18 protein-coding genes are annotated in these 18,081 nt (G+C 64.9%); 12 read left to right on the forward strand and 6 right to left on the reverse strand.

The features are described 5' to 3' along the window. The first annotated feature begins 10 nt into the window (after positions 1-10). From hpnD to AWB77_RS13805, 7 genes are all read left to right on the forward strand, one after another. Entirely contained in the window at positions 11-859 is an 849-nt protein-coding gene (gene hpnD, locus AWB77_RS13775) for a presqualene diphosphate synthase HpnD (protein ID WP_061134991.1), read from the forward strand. Further along, positions 859-2,133: a hydroxysqualene dehydroxylase HpnE gene (gene hpnE / locus AWB77_RS13780; RefSeq protein WP_061134992.1), complete on the forward strand. Its 1,275-nt coding sequence runs from the start codon at positions 859-861 to the stop codon at positions 2,131-2,133. Before hpnD ends, hpnE begins: the two co-directional genes overlap by 1 nt. Continuing rightward, positions 2,133-4,112, forward strand: coding sequence for a squalene--hopene cyclase (gene shc / locus AWB77_RS13785; RefSeq protein WP_061134993.1), 1,980 nt, complete (start codon positions 2,133-2,135; stop codon positions 4,110-4,112). Before hpnE ends, shc begins: the two co-directional genes overlap by 1 nt. 26 nt (positions 4,113-4,138) lie before the next feature. Further along, the gene (locus AWB77_RS13790) at positions 4,139-4,795 is read left to right on the forward strand and encodes a phosphorylase (RefSeq protein ID WP_061135140.1); all 657 of its coding nucleotides are present in this window, start codon (positions 4,139-4,141) and stop codon (positions 4,793-4,795) included. 123 nt (positions 4,796-4,918) lie between these two features. Next, positions 4,919-5,392 (forward strand): acyl-CoA thioesterase, encoded by a 474-nt coding sequence (locus AWB77_RS13795; RefSeq protein WP_061134994.1) that lies wholly within the window; start codon positions 4,919-4,921, stop codon positions 5,390-5,392. 66 nt (positions 5,393-5,458) lie between these two features. Then, positions 5,459-5,710 (forward strand): type II toxin-antitoxin system Phd/YefM family antitoxin, encoded by a 252-nt coding sequence (locus tag AWB77_RS13800; RefSeq protein ID WP_061134995.1) that lies wholly within the window; start codon positions 5,459-5,461, stop codon positions 5,708-5,710. After that, on the forward strand, positions 5,710-6,018 hold the full coding sequence (locus AWB77_RS13805) for a type II toxin-antitoxin system RelE family toxin (protein WP_061134996.1): 309 nt from the start codon (positions 5,710-5,712) through the stop codon (positions 6,016-6,018). Before AWB77_RS13800 ends, AWB77_RS13805 begins: the two co-directional genes overlap by 1 nt. A gap of 72 nt (positions 6,019-6,090) precedes the next feature. Here AWB77_RS13805 and AWB77_RS13810 read toward each other — a convergent pair whose 3' ends face one another. Both AWB77_RS13810 and hpnN read right to left on the reverse strand, forming a co-directional pair. After that, complete coding sequence (locus AWB77_RS13810) at positions 6,091-7,065, reverse strand: MlaA family lipoprotein (RefSeq protein WP_061134997.1); 975 nt, start codon at positions 7,063-7,065, stop codon at positions 6,091-6,093. Beyond that, the gene (gene hpnN / locus AWB77_RS13815) at positions 7,062-9,722 is read right to left on the reverse strand and encodes a hopanoid transporter HpnN (RefSeq protein ID WP_061134998.1); all 2,661 of its coding nucleotides are present in this window, start codon (positions 9,720-9,722) and stop codon (positions 7,062-7,064) included. The genes AWB77_RS13810 and hpnN overlap by 4 nt, the downstream gene beginning before the upstream one ends. 215 nt (positions 9,723-9,937) lie before the next feature. Here hpnN and AWB77_RS13820 point away from each other — a divergent pair, with 215 nt between their 5' ends. Then, positions 9,938-10,555 carry an MlaC/ttg2D family ABC transporter substrate-binding protein gene (locus AWB77_RS13820; protein ID WP_061134999.1) on the forward strand — a complete coding sequence of 206 codons (618 nt, stop codon included), beginning with the start codon at positions 9,938-9,940 and terminating at the stop codon, positions 10,553-10,555. Positions 10,556-10,585: 30 nt separating this feature from the next. Here AWB77_RS13820 and AWB77_RS13825 read toward each other — a convergent pair whose 3' ends face one another. Both AWB77_RS13825 and AWB77_RS13830 read right to left on the reverse strand, forming a co-directional pair. Further along, a complete protein-coding gene (locus AWB77_RS13825) occupies positions 10,586-11,224 on the reverse strand; it encodes a response regulator (RefSeq protein WP_061135000.1) in 639 nt (212 codons plus the stop codon). Continuing rightward, positions 11,214-12,641 carry a cache domain-containing protein gene (locus AWB77_RS13830; protein WP_061135001.1) on the reverse strand — a complete coding sequence of 476 codons (1,428 nt, stop codon included), beginning with the start codon at positions 12,639-12,641 and terminating at the stop codon, positions 11,214-11,216. Before AWB77_RS13830 ends, AWB77_RS13825 begins: the two co-directional genes overlap by 11 nt. A 149-nt stretch (positions 12,642-12,790) precedes the next feature. Between AWB77_RS13830 and AWB77_RS13835 the strand changes: the two genes are divergently transcribed. From AWB77_RS13835 to AWB77_RS13850, 4 genes are all read left to right on the forward strand, one after another. Then, positions 12,791-14,875 (forward strand): carbon starvation CstA family protein, encoded by a 2,085-nt coding sequence (locus AWB77_RS13835; RefSeq protein WP_061135002.1) that lies wholly within the window; start codon positions 12,791-12,793, stop codon positions 14,873-14,875. Between the two features lie 11 nt (positions 14,876-14,886). Then, positions 14,887-15,081, forward strand: coding sequence for a YbdD/YjiX family protein (locus AWB77_RS13840; protein WP_008354281.1), 195 nt, complete (start codon positions 14,887-14,889; stop codon positions 15,079-15,081). Between the two features lie 140 nt (positions 15,082-15,221). Next, positions 15,222-15,461 (forward strand): type II toxin-antitoxin system Phd/YefM family antitoxin, encoded by a 240-nt coding sequence (locus AWB77_RS13845; RefSeq protein WP_374728695.1) that lies wholly within the window; start codon positions 15,222-15,224, stop codon positions 15,459-15,461. Continuing rightward, positions 15,458-15,853 (forward strand): type II toxin-antitoxin system VapC family toxin, encoded by a 396-nt coding sequence (locus tag AWB77_RS13850; RefSeq protein WP_061135003.1) that lies wholly within the window; start codon positions 15,458-15,460, stop codon positions 15,851-15,853. The genes AWB77_RS13845 and AWB77_RS13850 overlap by 4 nt, the downstream gene beginning before the upstream one ends. A gap of 66 nt (positions 15,854-15,919) precedes the next feature. Here the strand turns inward: AWB77_RS13850 and hpnH are convergent, their stop codons facing one another. Then, the gene (gene hpnH, locus AWB77_RS13855) at positions 15,920-17,074 is read right to left on the reverse strand and encodes an adenosyl-hopene transferase HpnH (protein WP_061135004.1); all 1,155 of its coding nucleotides are present in this window, start codon (positions 17,072-17,074) and stop codon (positions 15,920-15,922) included. A 13-nt stretch (positions 17,075-17,087) separates the two neighbouring features. Further along, a complete protein-coding gene (gene ispH, locus AWB77_RS13860; RefSeq protein WP_061135005.1) occupies positions 17,088-18,050 on the reverse strand; it encodes a 4-hydroxy-3-methylbut-2-enyl diphosphate reductase in 963 nt (320 codons plus the stop codon). Positions 18,051-18,081 lie beyond the last annotated feature (31 nt).

An 18,081-nucleotide genomic window follows, 5' to 3' on the forward strand; every position in this document is an offset into this window, starting at 1 on the left:
GGAGCTCGTCTTGGCCGTTTCCAACATCATCGCTGACGATCCCGCACCAGACGCCGCGAAAGCGTCGTCGGGAAGTTCGTTCTATCTCGCGATGCGCATCCTTCCGGCCGCGCAGCGAGACGCGATGTATCAGATCTACGCGTTCTGCCGCGCCGTCGACGACATCGCCGACGAAGGCACGCTGCCGCGCCGCGAACGCGCGGTCGCGCTCGACCAGTGGCGCGAGGACATCGACGCGTGCTACGCCGGCCGCCCGAAAAAAGCGCTCGAAGCGCTCATGCATCACATTCAGGATTTCCGGCTTTCCCGCGACGACTTCATGGCCGTCATCGACGGCATGGCGATGGACGCCGCCGGCGACATCGTCGCGCCCGACGAAGCCACGCTCGACCTCTATTGCGACCGCGTGGCGAGCGCGGTCGGGCGGCTATCGGTGAGAATCTTCGGGATGCACGAAGACGCCGGCCGACGGCTCGCGCATCACCTCGGCCGCGCTTTGCAACTGACCAACATCCTGCGCGACATCGACGAAGACGCCGAAATCGGCCGCGTGTATCTGCCGCGCGAACTGCTCGCGCGCGAAGGCATTTCGACGAGCGATCCGGCGAGCATCGTCGGCGATGCGCGCCTGCCGCGTGTGTGCGCCGTGCTGGCCGAGCGCGCGAAGGGCCACTACGCGCAATCGGACGCGATCATGGCGGCCTCGCCGCGCGCTCAGGTGCGCGCGCCGCGCATCATGTCGGCGGCGTATCGCACGGTGCTCGACGCCAATCTCAAACGCGGTTTCGACCTGCCGCGCACGCGCGTGCGCACGCCGCGCTCGCGCCTGCTGTGGATCGTGGCGCGCAACCTGTTCTGATGTCGCGGCGGGTGGTCGTCGTCGGAGCGGGTGTCGCCGGCCTTGCCGCCGCAGTCGAGGCACAACGGCGCGGCGCGCGCGTCGCGCTGCACGAGGCGGAGCAGCACGCCGGCGGACGTTGCCGCTCGTTTTTCGACGACAAACTCGGCGTCACGCTCGATAACGGCGCTCATCTGCTGCTATCCGGCAATCAATCGACGATGGCCTATTTGCGTGCCATCGGCGCGACTGATACGTTGATCGGCCCGACGCAAGCCGACTATCCTTTCTTCGATGTCGCGAGCAGCGGCGCGTGGATTATCCGGATGTCGTCCGGACGTTTGCCTCGCTGGATTTTCGACGCCGATGCGCGCGTGCCCGGCACGCAACCCGCCGATTACCTGTCGTTCCTGCCGCTCTTCTGGGCGAAGCAGGGCCGAACCGTCGACGAATCCGTGCGGCGCAAGGACCGCGTGTGGCATCTGCTCGTGCGCCCGCTCCTGCGCACGATGCTGAACGCCGATCCGTCCGAGGCGAGCGCGGAACTTGCCGCCGGCCTGCTGCGCGAGACGGTCGCGCAGGGCGGGCAGGCGTGCCGTCCGCTCGTCGCGCGAAGCGGGTTGTCGCATGCGTTCGTCGAACCCGCGCTGCGGCACTTGCAGTACGGTGGCGCGGAGATACGGCTCGGCTCGCGCGTGACGCGCATTGGTGTATCGGGCACGGATTCGGCCGAACGTGTAAGCTCGCTGGCTTTTGAAGGCGCGGAGCCGCTCGAGCTCGCACCGGGCGATGGCGTCGTGCTCGCCGTGCCGCCCGGCGCGGCGCGCAGCCTGGTGCCGGAGCTCATCGCGCCGGACGCGTCGCGGGCGATCGTCACCGTGCATTTCGCTGTCGACGCCCCCGCTGGCTGCGCGCCGCTGACGTGTCTCGTCAATGGCGTCGCGGACTGGATCTGCGCGGTGCCGGGGCGGATATCGGTGACGCTGGCGAGCGCCGGCGCGCGGCTCGCGACGCCGCACGAAACGCTCGCGCAGGCGGTGTGGCAGGAAACGGCGCCGGCGATGCGCCTGCCCGCCGCGCCGATGCCGCCCTGGCAAGTCGTCGCCGACGCGCACGCGACGTTTGCCGCCGTGCCCGCGCAGGAAGGCTTGCGAGCCGCCACGCGCACGCGCTGGCGCAATTTCATGCTCGCGGGCGACTGGACGGCGACCGGCCTGCCCGCGACGATCGAAGGCGCGATCCGCTCCGGCCAGAAGGCGGCGGAAGCGCTGTTGAACCCATCGATGGAACGCTGATGAACGATTTATCCCTGTCGGCCGTGGGCGCGCAGGTTTCGGGCGCCCCGCTCGATTCCGCCGTCAACAAGGCCACCGACGCGCTGCTCGCGGCGCAGCATCCAGACGGCTACTGGCTCTACGAACTCGAAGCAGACGCAACCATTCCTGCTGAATACGTGCTGCTCGTCCACTATCTCGGCGAAACCGCCGACGAAAAGCTCGAAGCGAAAATCGGCCGCTATCTCCGCCGCATTCAACGCGAGGACGGCGGCTGGCCGCTTTTCACCGACGGCGCGATGGACGTTTCCGCGACCGTGAAGGCGTATTTCGCGCTGAAGATGATCGGCGATTCGCCCGATGCGCCGCACATGGAGCGCGCCCGCGCCGCGATTCTCGCGGCGGGCGGCGCGGAAAAGGTGAACGTGTTCACGCGCATCCTGCTCGCGCTCTTCGGCGTCGTGTCGTGGCGCGCGGTGCCGATGATGCCCGTCGAAATCATGCGTTTGCCGATGTGGTTCCCGTTCCATCTGTCGAAGGTGTCGTACTGGGCGCGCACGGTGATCGTGCCGATGCTCGTGCTCAACGCCAAACGCCCGCGCGCGCGCAATCCGCGCGGCGTGCGCATCGACGAAGTGTTCACGAATCCGCCGGTCAATACGGGCATGCCGTCGCGCGCCGGGCATCAGAGCCGCGGCTGGTTTGCGTTTTTCCGCGTCGTCGATTCGATCTTGCGGGCCGCCGACCCGCTCCTGCCGAAAGCCGGCCGCGAGCGCGCGATCGATGAAGCCGTGCGCTTCGTCGACGAGCGGCTGAACGGCGAGGACGGCCTCGGCGCGATTTTCCCTGCGATGGCCAATTCGGTGATGATGTACGACGTGCTCGGCTATCCGCCGGAGCATCCGAATCGCGCGATCGCCCGCAAGTCGCTCGACAAGCTGCTGATTGTCGATGAAGCCGAAGACGGCGAAGCGTATTGCCAGCCGTGTCTGTCGCCGGTGTGGGATACGTCGCTCGCGGCGCACGCGCTTCTCGAAACCGGCATGCCGAAGGCGCGCGCGGCGGTCAAGCGCGGCCTCGACTGGCTGGTGCCGCTGCAGATTCTCGACGTGCGCGGCGACTGGGTATCGCGCCGTCCCGACGTGCGGCCGGGCGGCTGGGCGTTCCAGTTCGCGAATCCGCACTATCCGGATGTCGACGACACCGCCGTCGTCGCGATGGCGATGGAGCGCGCGGATCGCGAGAACGGCACCGCGCTGTACGGCGAATCGATCGCGCGGGCGCGCGAATGGGTCGTCGGCATGCAGAGCAGCGACGGCGGCTGGGGCGCGTTCGAGCCGGAGAACACGCAGTTCTATCTGAACAACATCCCGTTTTCCGATCACGGCGCGCTGCTCGATCCGCCGACCGTCGATGTGTCCGCGCGCTGTCTGTCGATGCTCGCGCAGCTCGGCGAAACGTCGCTCAACAGCGAGCCCGCGCGGCGCGCCTTCGAATACATCGTGCGGGATCAGGAACGCGATGGAAGCTGGTACGGGCGCTGGGGCATGAATTTCATCTACGGCACCTGGTCGGCGATGTCCGCGCTGAACGCGGCGGGCGTCGCGCCGACGGACACGCGCATGAAGCGCGCGGCGGACTGGCTCGTCGGCATCCAGAACGACGACGGCGGCTGGGGCGAGGACGGCGAGAGCTATAAGCTCGACTATCGCGGATACGAACAGGCGCCGAGCACGGCGTCGCAGACGGCGTGGGCGCTGCTCGGGCTGATGGCGGCGGGGCTCGTCGAGCATCCGGCGGTCGCGCGCGGCATCGGTTATCTGCTGAAGACGCAACGCGCGCACGGCCTGTGGGACGAAACGCGCTTCACCGCGACCGGCTTCCCGCGCGTGTTCTATCTGCGATACCACGGCTATCGCAAATTCTTCCCGCTGTGGGCGCTCGCGCGCTATCGCAATCTGACGCGCGACGGACTCACGCGCGTGACGGCGGCGATGTGAACGCGCCCGTCGTCGCCGTGACGGGCATGGCGTTCGAGGCGAAGATCGTGCGGGGACGCGGCGTGGATGTCGTGTTTGCGGCGCGCGCCGACTGGCTCGAACGCGCGCTGTCCGATGCGATCGCGCGCGGCTGCTCGGGCATCGTCAGCTTCGGCACGGCGGGCGGGCTCGCGCCGGAACTCGAGCCGGGCGCGCTGATCGTCGCCGAGAGCGTGTGCGGCCCGTTCGGCGAGTTGCAGACCGATGCGGCGTGGTCCGCGCGCATCGTCGATGCTTTCGCGGGCACACCGGTCGAGCGCGTCGCGCGGCGCGGCAAGATGGCGGGCGTCGCCGCGCCCGTGACGAGCGAGGCGGACAAGCGCTCGCTGCATTCGTCGACGGGCGCGCTCGCCGTCGATATGGAATCGCATATCGCCGGGGCGATCGCGACGGCGCGCGGCTTGCCCTTCGCGGTGTGCCGCGCGGTCGTCGATCCGGCATGGCGCACCTTGCCGCCCGCCGCCACGGCGGGTTTGCGCGACGACGGCACGACGGCTATCGGTCCGATCGTGCGCGAACTGCTGCGCGATCCGTCGCAACTGGGCGCGCTGTTGCGGCTCGCATCCGATGCCAGCGACGCCCGCGCGACGCTCGTGCAGGCGCGGCGCGCGCTCGAAGCGGCGCGGGCGCTCGTGCTCGATTGAACCGCGTCTGCTTGAAGCCTTGCTTTCTGCGGGTTAACCCTCATCTCGTTATAATCAGGGAAAACCCTGATCGAACGCGTCGCCGTTTGCGACGCGCGCCGTAACGAAAGTGAGGTACCGCAAATGAATTTTCACACCCGTAAGTGGGTCAAGCCCGAGGATCTGAACCCGAACGGCACGCTCTTTGGCGGCAGCTTGCTGCGCTGGATCGACGAAGAGGCCGCGATTTACGCCATCTCGCAACTGGGCAACCAGCGCGTCGTCACCAAGTTCATGTCCGAGATCAACTTCGTGAGTTCGGCGCGTCAGGGTGACATCATCGAGCTAGGCATCACCGCGACGCATTTTGGCCGCACGTCGATCACGCTGCGCGCCGAAGTGCGCAACAAGATCACGCGCAAGAGCATTCTGACCGTCGAGAAGATGGTGTTCGTCAATCTGAACGAGCAGGGCGAGCCCGCGCCGCACGGCCGCACGCAGATCCGTTACGCCGATGAACTGTTCGAGGCGTATCGGCGCGATCAGGGCGTCGTCGAAGCGCCGAAGGTTTCAGGCGATGACTTGCTCGAGGACGTGGCGGAAGAAGCTGCACACTGACTGCGCATCCGTGGCTCGAAGGCGAGTAAAATAGGTCGAAATTTAAACCTGTTTCGGGGTGTCATCATGCAGAGGATCCACAGTGTGTTGTCGGTCAGCATCTCGGAGTTCAAGCAGAACCCGGGAAAGGTCGTTGAAGAAGCGGGCGGCGAACCGGTTGCCGTGCTTAACCACAATCGACCCGCTTTCTACACGGTGTCTCCGGAATTGATGGCCGAGATGGCCGAGTTGTTCGACGAGCGCCAGCTTGCGACGGTGGTTGAGTCCCGCCTCAAGTCGGTGAAGCGCGCCGTAAAAGTCAGCCTCGACGATCTGTGATGACGCACGAACTACGGTTCGTGCCGGAAGCACTCGACGATTGGGCGAAGCTGGATGGCTCCGTCAAAGCGCTCTTCAAACAAGCGCTGAGAAGGCGTCTGGAGACGCCGCGTACTCCCGGGTCCGAACTGCACTCGCCGCTTGTCGACTGTTACAAGATCAAGCTGCGCGGTCTGGGCTATCGGCTCGTTTATCTGGTCCGCGACGACGAGGTGGATCGCGATATCATCGTCCTGGCGGTCGGACGTCGGGATGGGGGCATCTATGAAGCTGCCGCCGCTGCGTGGGAGCAGGCGCAAAGTCTTTGATGCGGGTCTCTTGCGCACACACTAAAAACAGAAACGGGCGCCGTAGCGCCCGTTTTTCTTACCCCGAACCCATCACTTCGCAGGTTGCGCCGCCGGATCGTCATACTGCGGCAATCCTTGCTCCTTGCTCGATCCCGTCGACGGCTGCGCTTTCGGCGCGTTCTCTTCCGGCGCGGGCGATTTCCCGCCGACACCGCCCGCCGGCGATGCCGCCGCGCCCGGATCGACATAGGTCGGCAAACCTTGCTCCGTACTGCCGCCGCCCGTCTCGCCCGGCGCGCTCGCGCCTTCCGGCGCCGATGCGCCTTCGTCGCCGTAATCGGGCAGCGTACTCGTGCCGCCGCCCGTCAACAGATATTGACGCCGCTGCGTGTACGCATCCCGCACGAACGCATATTTGTCGAGCGCGGCAGCAGAAAGCAGATCGGTCGCGCCGATCAGGTCCGCGCGCGCGCTCACGAAGTTCACGCCGAACAGCGGCCAGCGAATCTCCGGGTCCGAGTAGCTCAGCGGATTCACGCGCCAGTCGACGAGCCATGTCGTCGAATCGCGGAACGAGCTCGGGCCGAGCAGCGGCAGCACGAGATACGGCCCCGACGGCATGCCGTAGTGACCGAGCGTCAGGCCGAAGTCCTGATGATGCTTCGGCAACCCGGCCGGCGATGCAATGTCGATCAACCCGCCGATGCCGAACACCGAATTCATCGCGATACGCATCAAGTCCTGCGTCGCGTCGGTGATCTTCAACTGCAGAAGGTTGTTCGCGAAGTTGGAGAAGTCGCCGAGGTTCGAGAAGAAGTTGCTGACGGCCGTGCGGAACGGGCTCGGCGTGTAATCGACGTAGAACTGCGCGACGGGCTTCGCGACGTAGGTATCGAGCGTGTCGTTGAACGTGAAGATCTTGCGGTTCATCGGCTCGAGCGGGTCTTTCGGATTGCGATCCGGGCCGGTCGCGCATCCCGCCGTCGCGAGCGCGCCCGCCATCGCCAGACTCAACCCCAATTTACGCACTGCACGAGCGGTCAAGGCCGTCGATCCCGACTTCATTCTTCAATTCCTCTTAGGTTGTCATGTCGTTGCGCCGCCCTGAGCTTCGCGCGCGCGGCCGCTCGCACCTTGCGCGGTTTGCCCATCAGCACCGGTTGAAACACCACTGCGCCGACCAGCGTGCAGAAAAGCGACAGCGCCAGCAGCCGCCCCATGCTCGATGTGCCCGGATGATGCGAGAACCACAGGCTGCCGAATGCCGTCGCGGTCGTCGCCGCACTGAACATAACGGCATGCGTGAGGCTGGACTGTAGCAGCCGTGTCTGGCCGGAACGCCACGCCATCACGAAATAGATCTTGAACGCGACGCCGACGCCCAGCATCAGCGGCAGCGCGATGATGTTCGCGAAGTTGAGCGGCATCCTGAAGACCACGCACAACTCCAGCGTGACGATCGCGGAAACGAGCAACGGTACCAAAGTTCTCAGAACGTCGCCAAAACGGCGCAGCGCGATCCAGAGCAGCACGGCGATCGCGATCAGCGAATAGAGCGCTGCCTGTTCGAACGCCTTGATGATCGTCTCCGCCGAATGGCGCACCGAGATCGGCCCGCCGATCGCGTTGGGTTCGGCCTTCTGGACGGCATCGGCGAAGCGGGCGAGCAGCGTGTCGTCGTTCGGATCGGCGCCGGGCGCGATCTTCGGCGCGACATCGACGAGCGCCTGGCCCTGTGGCGTCACGAACGATGCAACCATCGGCGGCGGCAGCGTTTCGCGCGTGATTTCCGCCGGCGTGAGCAGCGCGCGCAGTTGCGCGAGCGCGAGGCGCAGCGGCTCGGCCATCGCGTGCTCGGCGCGATCGCGCGTGGCGGCGTCGGCTTGCGCGAGTTTCGCGAGCGTGTCGGACAGATGTTTCGCTTCCTTTTCGCCGGGGCCGGGATGCTCGTCGGCGGCGAGCGAAAGCTGGTTCGATACGCGCGTGAGCGCCGCGACGCGCACCGCGTCCGTCACGGGCGCGGCCGTCTGCTGATCGAGCGCAGGCAGAAGTTGATCGGCGGCGGCCTTGATGAGATCGAGCTTTTTCGGCTGATCGCCGGGGATGAGCGAGGAGAGCGTCGTCGCGCTGCCGACTTCGGGCAGCTTGCTTAGCTTCGCGGCGATGCGATCGGCATCGGCGAGCGACGGCGCGAGCACGGCGACATCATTGACCGCGCCTTCGGGCGAATCCCTGAGCGCAAGGAGCGTGGCCATCGACTCGGTGTGCGGATCCTTCAGATGCAGCGGATTGAAGTCGAAACGCAGATTGAAGAGCAGCGGCAGCGCGCCGATCACGACGACCAGCGTGCCGATCAGCACCGGCTTGCGATGACGGTCGAGAAATTCGTCGACGGGCGCAAGCACTGGAAAGCCCGGCGAATGCGCTTCGCCCGGCGGCGCGAACACCTTGATGAGCGCGGGCAGGAGCGTCATGTTGGTCGCATACGCTACGAACATGCCGACGCCCGCGATCAGTCCCAGTTCCGACACGCCGCGATACGCCGTCGGCAGAAAGGAGAAGAAGCTCGCGGCGGTCGCGGTGGCGGCGAGCGTGAGCGGCACCGCGACGTGCCGCGCGGTTTCCGCGAGCGATACGTCGAGCCGCTTGTGCTTGTAACGCTCTTCCCGATACTTCACGCCGAACTGAATGCCGAAGTCCACGCCGAGCCCGACGAACAGCACCATGAACGCAACCGAGATCATGTTGAGCGCGTGGACCATCATGAGCCCGAGCGCCGCCGTGATCGCGAGCCCGACGAAAAGCGTGATGAACACCGCGAGGATCATGCGCTTGGAGCGCAGCGCGACCCAAAGGATCATTAGCACGACGAGGAAGGTCAGCACGCCGTTGAGCACGGCGCCGTCCTGCACGGAGGCAAATTCCTCGTCGGCGAGCGGTTGCGCGCCGGTCAGATGCAGCGTCGCGCCATACTTTTTGTCGATGCCCAGTTCCGCGGCCTTCGCGCGAATCTCTTCCGAAGCGCCCGCCGCCGCCTTCAGCGCGTTGAAGTTCAGCTCCGGCAGCACGGTGACGAACGCACGTCCGGGCGCATCACCCGGCGATGAATCCGCGAGGCCGCGCCACGAGAACGCCGCCGGCCGATTCGCCAGCACGTCGTCGAGCACGGCCGCGCTCTTGCCGAGCAAACCGGCCATCTGGCCGAGATTGACCTGTCCGAGCGTCAGCGGCAGGTTCAGCGTGGTGCTGAGCGTCTGCGCAAGGCCGGTGAGCGTTGGGTCGTGCGCGAGCGTATTGATGAGCGGGCGTGCCTGCACGAGCTGCTTCGTGACCTGCTCGACCTTGGCCGCCGGCAGATAGAGCAGGCCGTTGTGCTCGAAAAACGCGCCGCCCGCGGGCTGCGACACGGACTTGAAGCGCTCCGGCTCCTTCGCAAGCGCGGCGGCGAGGTCGTTCGCGGCGGCATCGGCGAATTCCTGAGCGGGTGCCTGAACGACGATCAGCAAGGTCGCGCCGCGCTGCGGAAACGCCTCCTCGATGGCCTTGCTGCGCGCCGCCCACTCCGGTTCCGTCTCGATCAGCTGACTGACGTCGGTGCTGATCTTGAAGTGATGAACGACATAAATCGCGGAGAGCACGCCGAGCAGCAACGAAATGGCGATGATCCACGCCGGCCGGCGAATGGCGAGAGTGACGAAGCGAGTAATGTTGGACGTCAGCATGAAGACGCTACCTGGGTGCCCTGTTATTTTTTGCGCGTGCGAACGCGCGAATTGCATGATGCCGCGAAGTATACCGGCCGCGGGCGCGCTACCTGGCGCTGAACTGTTGCAACGGCGCAGTGTCGGTATACTGACCCCGCAGCCAACTGGCCGCTTATGCAACGTCCGAAGGCCGCACGACCCGCGCAGCCAAACCTGATCAGAGAACGGGTGCCATGAAACGCTATCTGTCCATTTGCTTTGCTTTTTTCCTCGCTTCGATGTCCTTCGCAGGCGAGGCCCTCGCACAAACGAGTCCCGACGCCGTCGTGAAGAATGCCGTCGAAGGCACGGTCAACGCGATGAAGGCCGATCCGCAAGCGCGCGGCGGCGACATGGCGAAGATCACGCAGCTCGTCGAAACGCGCTTTCTGCCCGCCACCGACTTCCAGCGCACGACGCGCATCGCGGTCGGCAAGGCCTGGGCGAGCGCCACGCCCGAGCAGCAAAAGCAGCTCTACGACCAGTTCCAGATCCTGCTGGTGCGCACCTACGCGGCGTCGCTTGCGCAGTTGCGCGATCAGGACGTGAAGTTCACGTTCGATGCCCCCAACATCGACGCCAACGCGAAGGATACCGTCGTCGAATCGCACGTCATCTCCACCGGCGGCGACAACCCCGTGCGCTACCGCCTGGAGAAGACGCCGCAAGGCTGGAAGATCTACGACATCGACATGATGGGCGCCTGGCTCATCCAGGTCTATCAGCAACAGTTCGCGGGGCAACTGCAAAAAGGCGGCGTGGACGGCCTCATCAAGTTCCTGTCCGAGCACAACGCCCGTTCCGCCGGCTGACGCCGTCCTTCTTTCCGGCAAGGCCGGGCTTCAGGTGCGGCGGTGCTCCACCGCGAACTTGATCAGCTCGGCCTGGCCGTCGATATCCAGTTTGCGCTTCAAATTCAAGCGGTGCGTTTCCACCGTGCGCACGGACAACCCGTGCTGCTGCGCGATCTGCTTGCTCGATAAGCCTTCGGCGAGCGCGTCGAGAATATCGAGTTCGCGCGGCGTCAGACGTTCGAGCGGCGTCTGCATCGACTGTGCCTGAATCATGCGCGCGGCGAGCCCCGCGCTGAAAAACGTCTTGTCCGCGAGCACCGCGCCGATCGCCTGGATGATCTCGGCGGCGGGCGAATCCTTCAGCACATAGCCGCTCGCGCCCGCGCGCACCGCCTGCTTCACGTATTCCACGTTGTCGTGCATCGACAGCATCAGCACGCGTATGCCCGGATGCCGCTCGTGAAAGAGTGCCGCCAGTTCGATGCCGCTCATGCCCGCCATGCCGACGTCCATCAACGCAAGGTCGGGCGGACTGGATTCGTCGGCGGCGAGCGCGAGCGCCTCCTTCGCGTTGCCCGCCTCGCCGATCACGCGAAGATGCGGCACGGAGTCGAGGCGCGCGCGCAAGCCGTCGCGCACGAGCGGATGATCGTCCACGAGGATGATGCGTGCGATGTCAGCGCTCATCGGTATGTCCTTGAAGATTCGGTGCGGCGAGCGGCAGCGGCACGCGCGCGGTGATCGACGTGCGGCCGAGCTGCGAGCTGATCGCGAGCGTGCCGCCGAGCGTGTCGAGCCGCTCGCGCATATTGCGCAGGCCCACGCCGCTCGCCGGGTCGGAGAACGCGTCGTGCGCGTCGAAGCCGCGGCCGTTGTCCGTGATGTCGAGCGTGACGGCGTGCGCCGCGATATCGAGCGTGATCGCCGCACGCGACGCCTGCGCATGCCGCGCGATGTTGGTCAGCGCCTCCTGCGCGATGCGAAAGAGCACGGTGTTGACGGGATCGGGCAGCGTCGTGCGTTGCGCCGAAGAGGGTTGGCCGTTGTCCGTCGCTTCGAAACGCACTTCGATGCCGTCCTGTCCGTCGAATTCGCGCGCGAGTTGTTCGAGCGCGGCGGCGAGCCCGAGATCGTCGAGCATCGCGGGGCGCAGCGCGTGCGAGATGCGGCGCACTTCGCGCAGCGTGCCGGAAAGGCGTCCGAGGCTCGTCGAAAGCGCGGCTTCCGCGGTCGGCTCGCGCGCCGCGCCGCGCTCGAACCGCGCGAGCGCCGATTCGAGGAGCAGCTTCACCGAGACCAGCATCTGACTGATGCCGTCGTGCAGTTCGCGCGACAGCCGCGCGCGCTCCTGTTCCTGCGAATCCACCACTTGCCGCGCGAGGCGTTTCAACTTCGCGTCCGCGCTGCGATGTTCGCTGATATTGAGCACCGCGCCGCATACCGCGATGATCGCGAGCGCCGCGAGCGCGATCGCGCCGATCCACGTCAGCGTGCGCCCGATGTTCGCGGCGGCGCGGGAATCGATGCGCGCAAGCGTCGTTTCGACGTCTTCGAGATAGATGCCCGTGCCCATCATCCAGCCCCAGCGTTCGAGCGGCACGACATAGCCGAGCTTCGGCGCGAGCAGTCCCGTCGATGGCCGCCGCCACACATAGCGCACGTAGCCGCCGCCTCTGGACGCCTGCTGGATCAGTTCCTGAATCGTCAGTGCGCCGTTCGGATCGCGCATGAGCCAGAGATCGCGTCCGACGAGATCGGGCTGGCGCGGATGCATCAGCGACGTGCCGCGCATCGTATAGACGAAAAAGTAGCCATCCTGGCCGAAATCGAGGCGCTGCAGCGCGTCGAGCGCGAGGCGGCGGCGTTCGTCGTCGCTGCGAGGATCGGATGCGGGCGCGTCGTAGTAAGACGCGATCGCGCTCTTCGCAATTTCCACGTAATGCCGCAGCTCGATTTCCTTGCTCGACATGTACGCCGCCTGCGTGGTTTCGTGCTGCGCCTGCGCGAGCGATTGCGCCTGCTGACGCACGCCGTAGCCGATCCCGCCGATCGCCAGCGCGAACGGCACGATCGCCAGCAGGAAGATCTTGGCCTTGAGACTCATCGATACAGGGTTTTCCGCTACGTGAAGCCACGTAGCGCGCATACGTAGTTATGCGCTTGTAAGCGCCCGGGCGAAAGCGAATACTACCGCCCAATGCGCTATCACGGCGCATCCATCGACCCGCAGCGGTCAATAACTAAGGAGACGCCATGAATCGGGCTTCCGGATTCCTGGTCTGGATCGCGCTCGCGCTACTGGGCGCGTTCGCATTCGGCACCATCGCGCTCGCGCACGGCGAGCGGATCAGCGCACTATGGATCGTCATCGCGGCGGTCTGCGTGTATCTCATCGCTTACCGCTTCTACTCGCGCTTCATCGCGGCGAAAGTGCTGCAACTCGACGGCCTGCGCATGACGCCGGCCATCCGTCACAACGATGGCCTCGACTACGTGCCGACCAACAAGTACGTGCTGTTCGGCCATCACTTCGCGGCGATCGCGGGCGCGGGTCCGCTCGTCGGCCCGGTGCTCGCGGCGCAGATGGGCTACACGCCCGGCATGCTGTGGATTCTCGCGGGCGTCGTGTTCGCGGGCGCGGTGCAGGACTTCGTCGTCCTGTTCATCTCGACGCGCCGCGACGGCCGCTCGCTCGGCGATCTCATCAAGATGGAACTCGGCACCGTGCCTGGCGTGATTGCGCTGTTCGGCGCGTTCCTCATCATGGTGATCATTCTCGCCGTGCTCGCGCTGATCGTCGTGAAGGCGCTGACGAATTCGCCGTGGGGCACGTTTACGGTCGCCGCGACCATTCCGATCGCGCTCATCATGGGCGTCTATACGCGCTACATTCGTCCGGGGCGTATCGGCGAGGTGTCGATCATCGGTTTCGTCGGGCTGATGCTCGCGATCGTCTATGGCGGGCACGTGGCCGAATCGGCGACGCTCGCGCCGTACTTCACGTTCACGGGCGTGCAGCTCGTGTGGATTCTGATCGGCTATGGCTTCGTCGCGTCGGTGCTGCCGGTGTGGCTGCTGCTCGCGCCGCGCGATTATCTGTCGACGTTCCTCAAGATCGGCACGATCCTTGGGCTCGCGATCGGCATTCTGATCGTCGCACCCGAACTGAAGATGCCGGCGTTCACGAAGTTCGTCGACGGCTCCGGTCCGGTGTGGGCGGGCAACCTGTTCCCGTTCCTCTTCATCACGATCGCGTGCGGCGCGGTGTCGGGCTTCCACGCGCTGATTTCTTCGGGCACGACGCCCAAGATGATCGACAACGAAGTCAACATGCGCTTCATCGGCTATGGCGCGATGCTGATGGAATCGTTCGTCGCGATGATGGCGCTCGTCGCCGCCTGCGTGATCGAGCCTGGCGTGTACTTCGCGATGAACAGCCCCGCCGCGCTGCTCGGCTCGACGCCCGAAGCGGTCGCGCAGACCGTCACCGGCTGGGGCTTCGTGCTGACGCCCGACATGCTGACGTCGACGGCCAAGGCGGTCGGCGAGACGACGATCATCGCGCGTGCCGGCGGCGCGCCGACGCTCGCGGTCGGCATGGCGCACATTCTTCATCAGGTGATCGGCGGTCCGGCGATGATGGCGTTCTGGTATCACTTCGCCATTCTGTTCGAGGCGCTTTTCATCCTCACTGCCGTCGATGCGGGCACGCGCGCCGGCCGCTTCATGCTGCAGGACTTGCTCGGCACGTTTCATCCGGCGCTGCGCCGCACGGAATCGCTGCCCGCCAATCTCATCGCGACGGGTCTGTGCGTCGCGGCTTGGGGCTATTTCCTGTATCAGGGCGTGGTCGATCCGTTCGGCGGCATCAACACACTGTGGCCGCTCTTCGGCATCTCGAACCAGATGCTTGCTGGCATCGCGCTGATGCTCGGCACCGTCGTGCTGTTCAAGATGAAGCGCGAGCGTTATGCATGGGTTACGCTCGTGCCGACTATTTGGCTGCTGATCTGCACGTTGACCGCCGGCTGGCAGAAGATTTTCGACGCGAATCCGAAGGTCGGTTTCCTTGCGCACGCGGGCAAGCTGAAGGACGCGTACGACGCGGGCAAGGTGATGGCGCCGGCGAAGTCGCTCGCGGAAATGCAGCGCATCATCTTCAACGATTACGTCGATGCGGCGCTTGCCGGGCTGTTCATCTTCGTCGTCTTGAGCATTGCGGTGTATGGCGTGCTGGCGGTGCTGCGCGCGCGTCGCGTGGCGAAGCCGACCGTGCGCGAGACGCCGTTCGAGGCGATGCCTTCCGGCGCGTCCGGCGCGGCGCGCGCGGGCCATTGAGGAGTCGAGCGATGTTTTCCGATCTTCGGCAAGCGGGACGGTATCTCGGCCAGACGATGCGTCTGATGGTCGGGATGCCCGATTACGACGCGTACGTCACGCACATGCAGACGACGCATCCGGACAAGCCGGTCATGTCGTACGCGGAGTTCTTCCGCGAGCGGCAGGAGGCGCGGTATGGGAGCGGGGCGGGGAAGTGCTGTTGACCTGACGCTTTGCGAGGATAGTTGATGAAAACGCGATGGCGAGAGCCGTCGCGTTTTTTTTTGCCCGGCGCCACATGTCCGTTTTGCCTATTCCATTCGGACGAGGCTAAAATGACCACATGAATGTAACTATGGGCGATATCATGGCTGTCAAGCGAGTGTCGAAATCGGAGTTCAAGGCGAAGGCGCTCGAATACTTTCGTCTCGTGGAATCGACAGGAGAACATATGATTGTGACAGACCATGGAAAACCGGTGCTGGAAGTGCGGCGGTATGAGAGTTCATCGCCTACGCCGCTGGAAGAATTGCGTGGAAGCGTGCTGTTCTATGAAGATCCTCTCGAACCTGTAGGGCTGGAGGATTGGGAGATGCTTCCATGATAGTGCTAGATACTCACGCGCTTCTTTGGTGGGTCGAGGGAAGGGGATTGAGCAAGCCAGCGCGCGCCGCGATTGATCGTGAAGTGCAGGAAGAAGGCGAAATCGTCGTTTCGACGATGACTGCGTGGGAAGTCATGCTTCTCATCAAGAAGGGCCGGCTCCGGCTGGCCATGGATGTCGCCGGCTGGTTCGACAGGATTGGCCGAATTGCAGGCGTGCGCTTCGCACCCATCGACCGCCATATCGCGCTTGCGTCGGCCGATCTTCCCGGCGAGTTCCATAGTGACCCCGCGGACCGCATGATCGTCGCCACGGCGCGCTCGTTATCCGCGCCGCTCGTGACTAAAGACCGGCAGATTCGAAGCTACGAACACGTCAGGACGATCTGGTAGCCGATAAACCAAAAAGGGCGGATGACCCGAGCCATCCGCCCTTTCTTCACTTCGCTCAAGCGAAGCTCAATTCACCGCCGCCGCCGTCTTCGCGCCCTTGTTCTTCTGCGCGCGCCCGATTTCTTCCAGCTTGATCTCGACGTGCTTCGAGAACACGTACTCCGCCGGGCGCTGCTTGTCGATCGGCAGATCCTTCGCAAATGCGCCCGTCGTGCGCGGACCCGACAAGGCGATCTTCGCGGCCTTCAGCGGATGCGCCACCGTGTCCATCACGGCGGTCGCCTCGAAGCCGCAGTGGACCATGCAGTCCGCGCACTTCTCGTACTTGCCCGTGCCGTACTTGTCCCAGTCGGTGGTTTCCATCAGTTCCTTGAAGGTCTTCACGTAACCTTCGCCGACCAGATAACACGGCTTTTGCCAGCCGAACACCGTACGCGCCGGGTTGCCCCACGGCGTGCATTGATACGTCTGGTTGCCCGCGAGGAAGTCGAGGAACAGCGTCGACTGGCTGAACGACCACTTCTTGCCGTTGTTGCCGCGCTTGAAGATTTCGCGGAACAGGTTCTTCGTCTTTTCGCGGTTCAGGAAGTGCTGCTGATCCGGCGCGCGCTCATACGCATAACCCGGCGATACCGTAATGCCATCGACGCCGATCGGGCCGAGCGTATCGAAGAACTTCGCGACGCGCTCCGGCTCCGCGTCGTTGAACAGCGTGCAGTTGATGTTCACGCGAAAGCCGCGGCGCTTCGCTTCCTTGATGGCCGCGACCGCCTTGTCGTACGTGCCCGGCTGCGAGACCGAGTGATCGTGCGCTTCACGGTCGCCGTCGAGATGCACGGACCAGACGAAGTACGGGCTCGGCTCGTAATCGTCCATCTTCTTTTCCATCAGCAACGCGTTCGTGCAGAGATACACGAACTTCTTGCGCGCCATGATGCCCTTCACGATCTGCGGCATTTCCTTGTGCAGCAACGGCTCGCCGCCCGCGATCGACACGACCGGCGCACCGCACTCGTCGACAGCTTCGAGACATTCCTGCAGCGACAGGCGCTGGTTCAGGATCGGATCCGGGTAATCGATCTTGCCGCAGCCGTTACACGCGAGATTGCAGCGGAACAGCGGTTCGAGCATCAGCGCGAGCGGGTAACGCTTGGTGCCCGTGAAGTGCTGCTTGAAGATGTAGGCGCCAACGCGCGCCTTCTGGAGCATCGGGATAGACAATTGTGTCCTCTCCTTATTCTTCGCGAATCGCGGTTGCCGCAACGGCGGCCACCGGCTGAATGAGCTTCGCGGGGAGTTTGAATTCGACCTTTTCCTCGCGGCCGTTCATCGTCGTGACTTCGACGTTTCCGAACGCGCGCAGGGCATCGATCACATGTTTGACCATTTCTTCGGGCGCCGAAGCACCCGCGGTGATGCCGACCGTTTGCACATCGGCAAACCATTCCGGCTTGATCTCCGAACCGTCCGCGACGAGGTAGCTCGGAACGCCGGTCTCGGCGCCGATCTCCCGCAGGCGGTTCGAATTGGAACTGTTGGTCGCGCCGACCACGAGCAGCACGTCCACCTGGCTCGACAGCTCGCGCACGGCGGCCTGGCGGTTTTGCGTCGCGTAGCAGATGTCGCGCGTGTCCGGGCCGACGATATCCGTGAAGCGGCGCTGCAACGCGTCGATGATGCCGCGCGTGTCGTCGACCGAAAGCGTGGTCTGCGTGACATAGGCGACGGGCGTGTCGGGCGCGAGCGTCATCGTCCCGACTTCGGCTTCGCTCTGTACGAGCACAACGTCGCCGGGAATCTGCCCGATCGTGCCTTCCACTTCCGGATGGCCTGCGTGGCCGATCAGAATGAGCGTGCGCCCCTGCGACACATACTGGCGCCCCTGCACGTGAACTTTGGTGACGAGCGGGCAAGTGGCGTCGAGAACATCGAGCCCGCGCGTCTGCGCATCTTTTTCGACGCTGCGCGCGACGCCATGCGCACTGAAAATAGCGACCGCGCCGTGCGGCACTTCGTCGAGTTCTTCGACGAACCGTGCGCCCTTGCTGCGCAGATTGTCGACGACATGACGGTTATGAACGATCTCGTGACGCACATAGACCGGCGCGCCATGACGTTCGAGGGCCCGATCGACGATTTCGATCGCACGGACCACGCCCGCACAAAAGCCGCGGGGTTGAGCAAGGATGATACGCATATTCGAACGAACTCCGACTGACGCGGGTTTC

This window comes from Caballeronia fortuita, from assembly GCF_001544835.2.
GTDB classification, from domain to species: Bacteria; Pseudomonadota; Gammaproteobacteria; order Burkholderiales; family Burkholderiaceae; genus Caballeronia; species Caballeronia fortuita.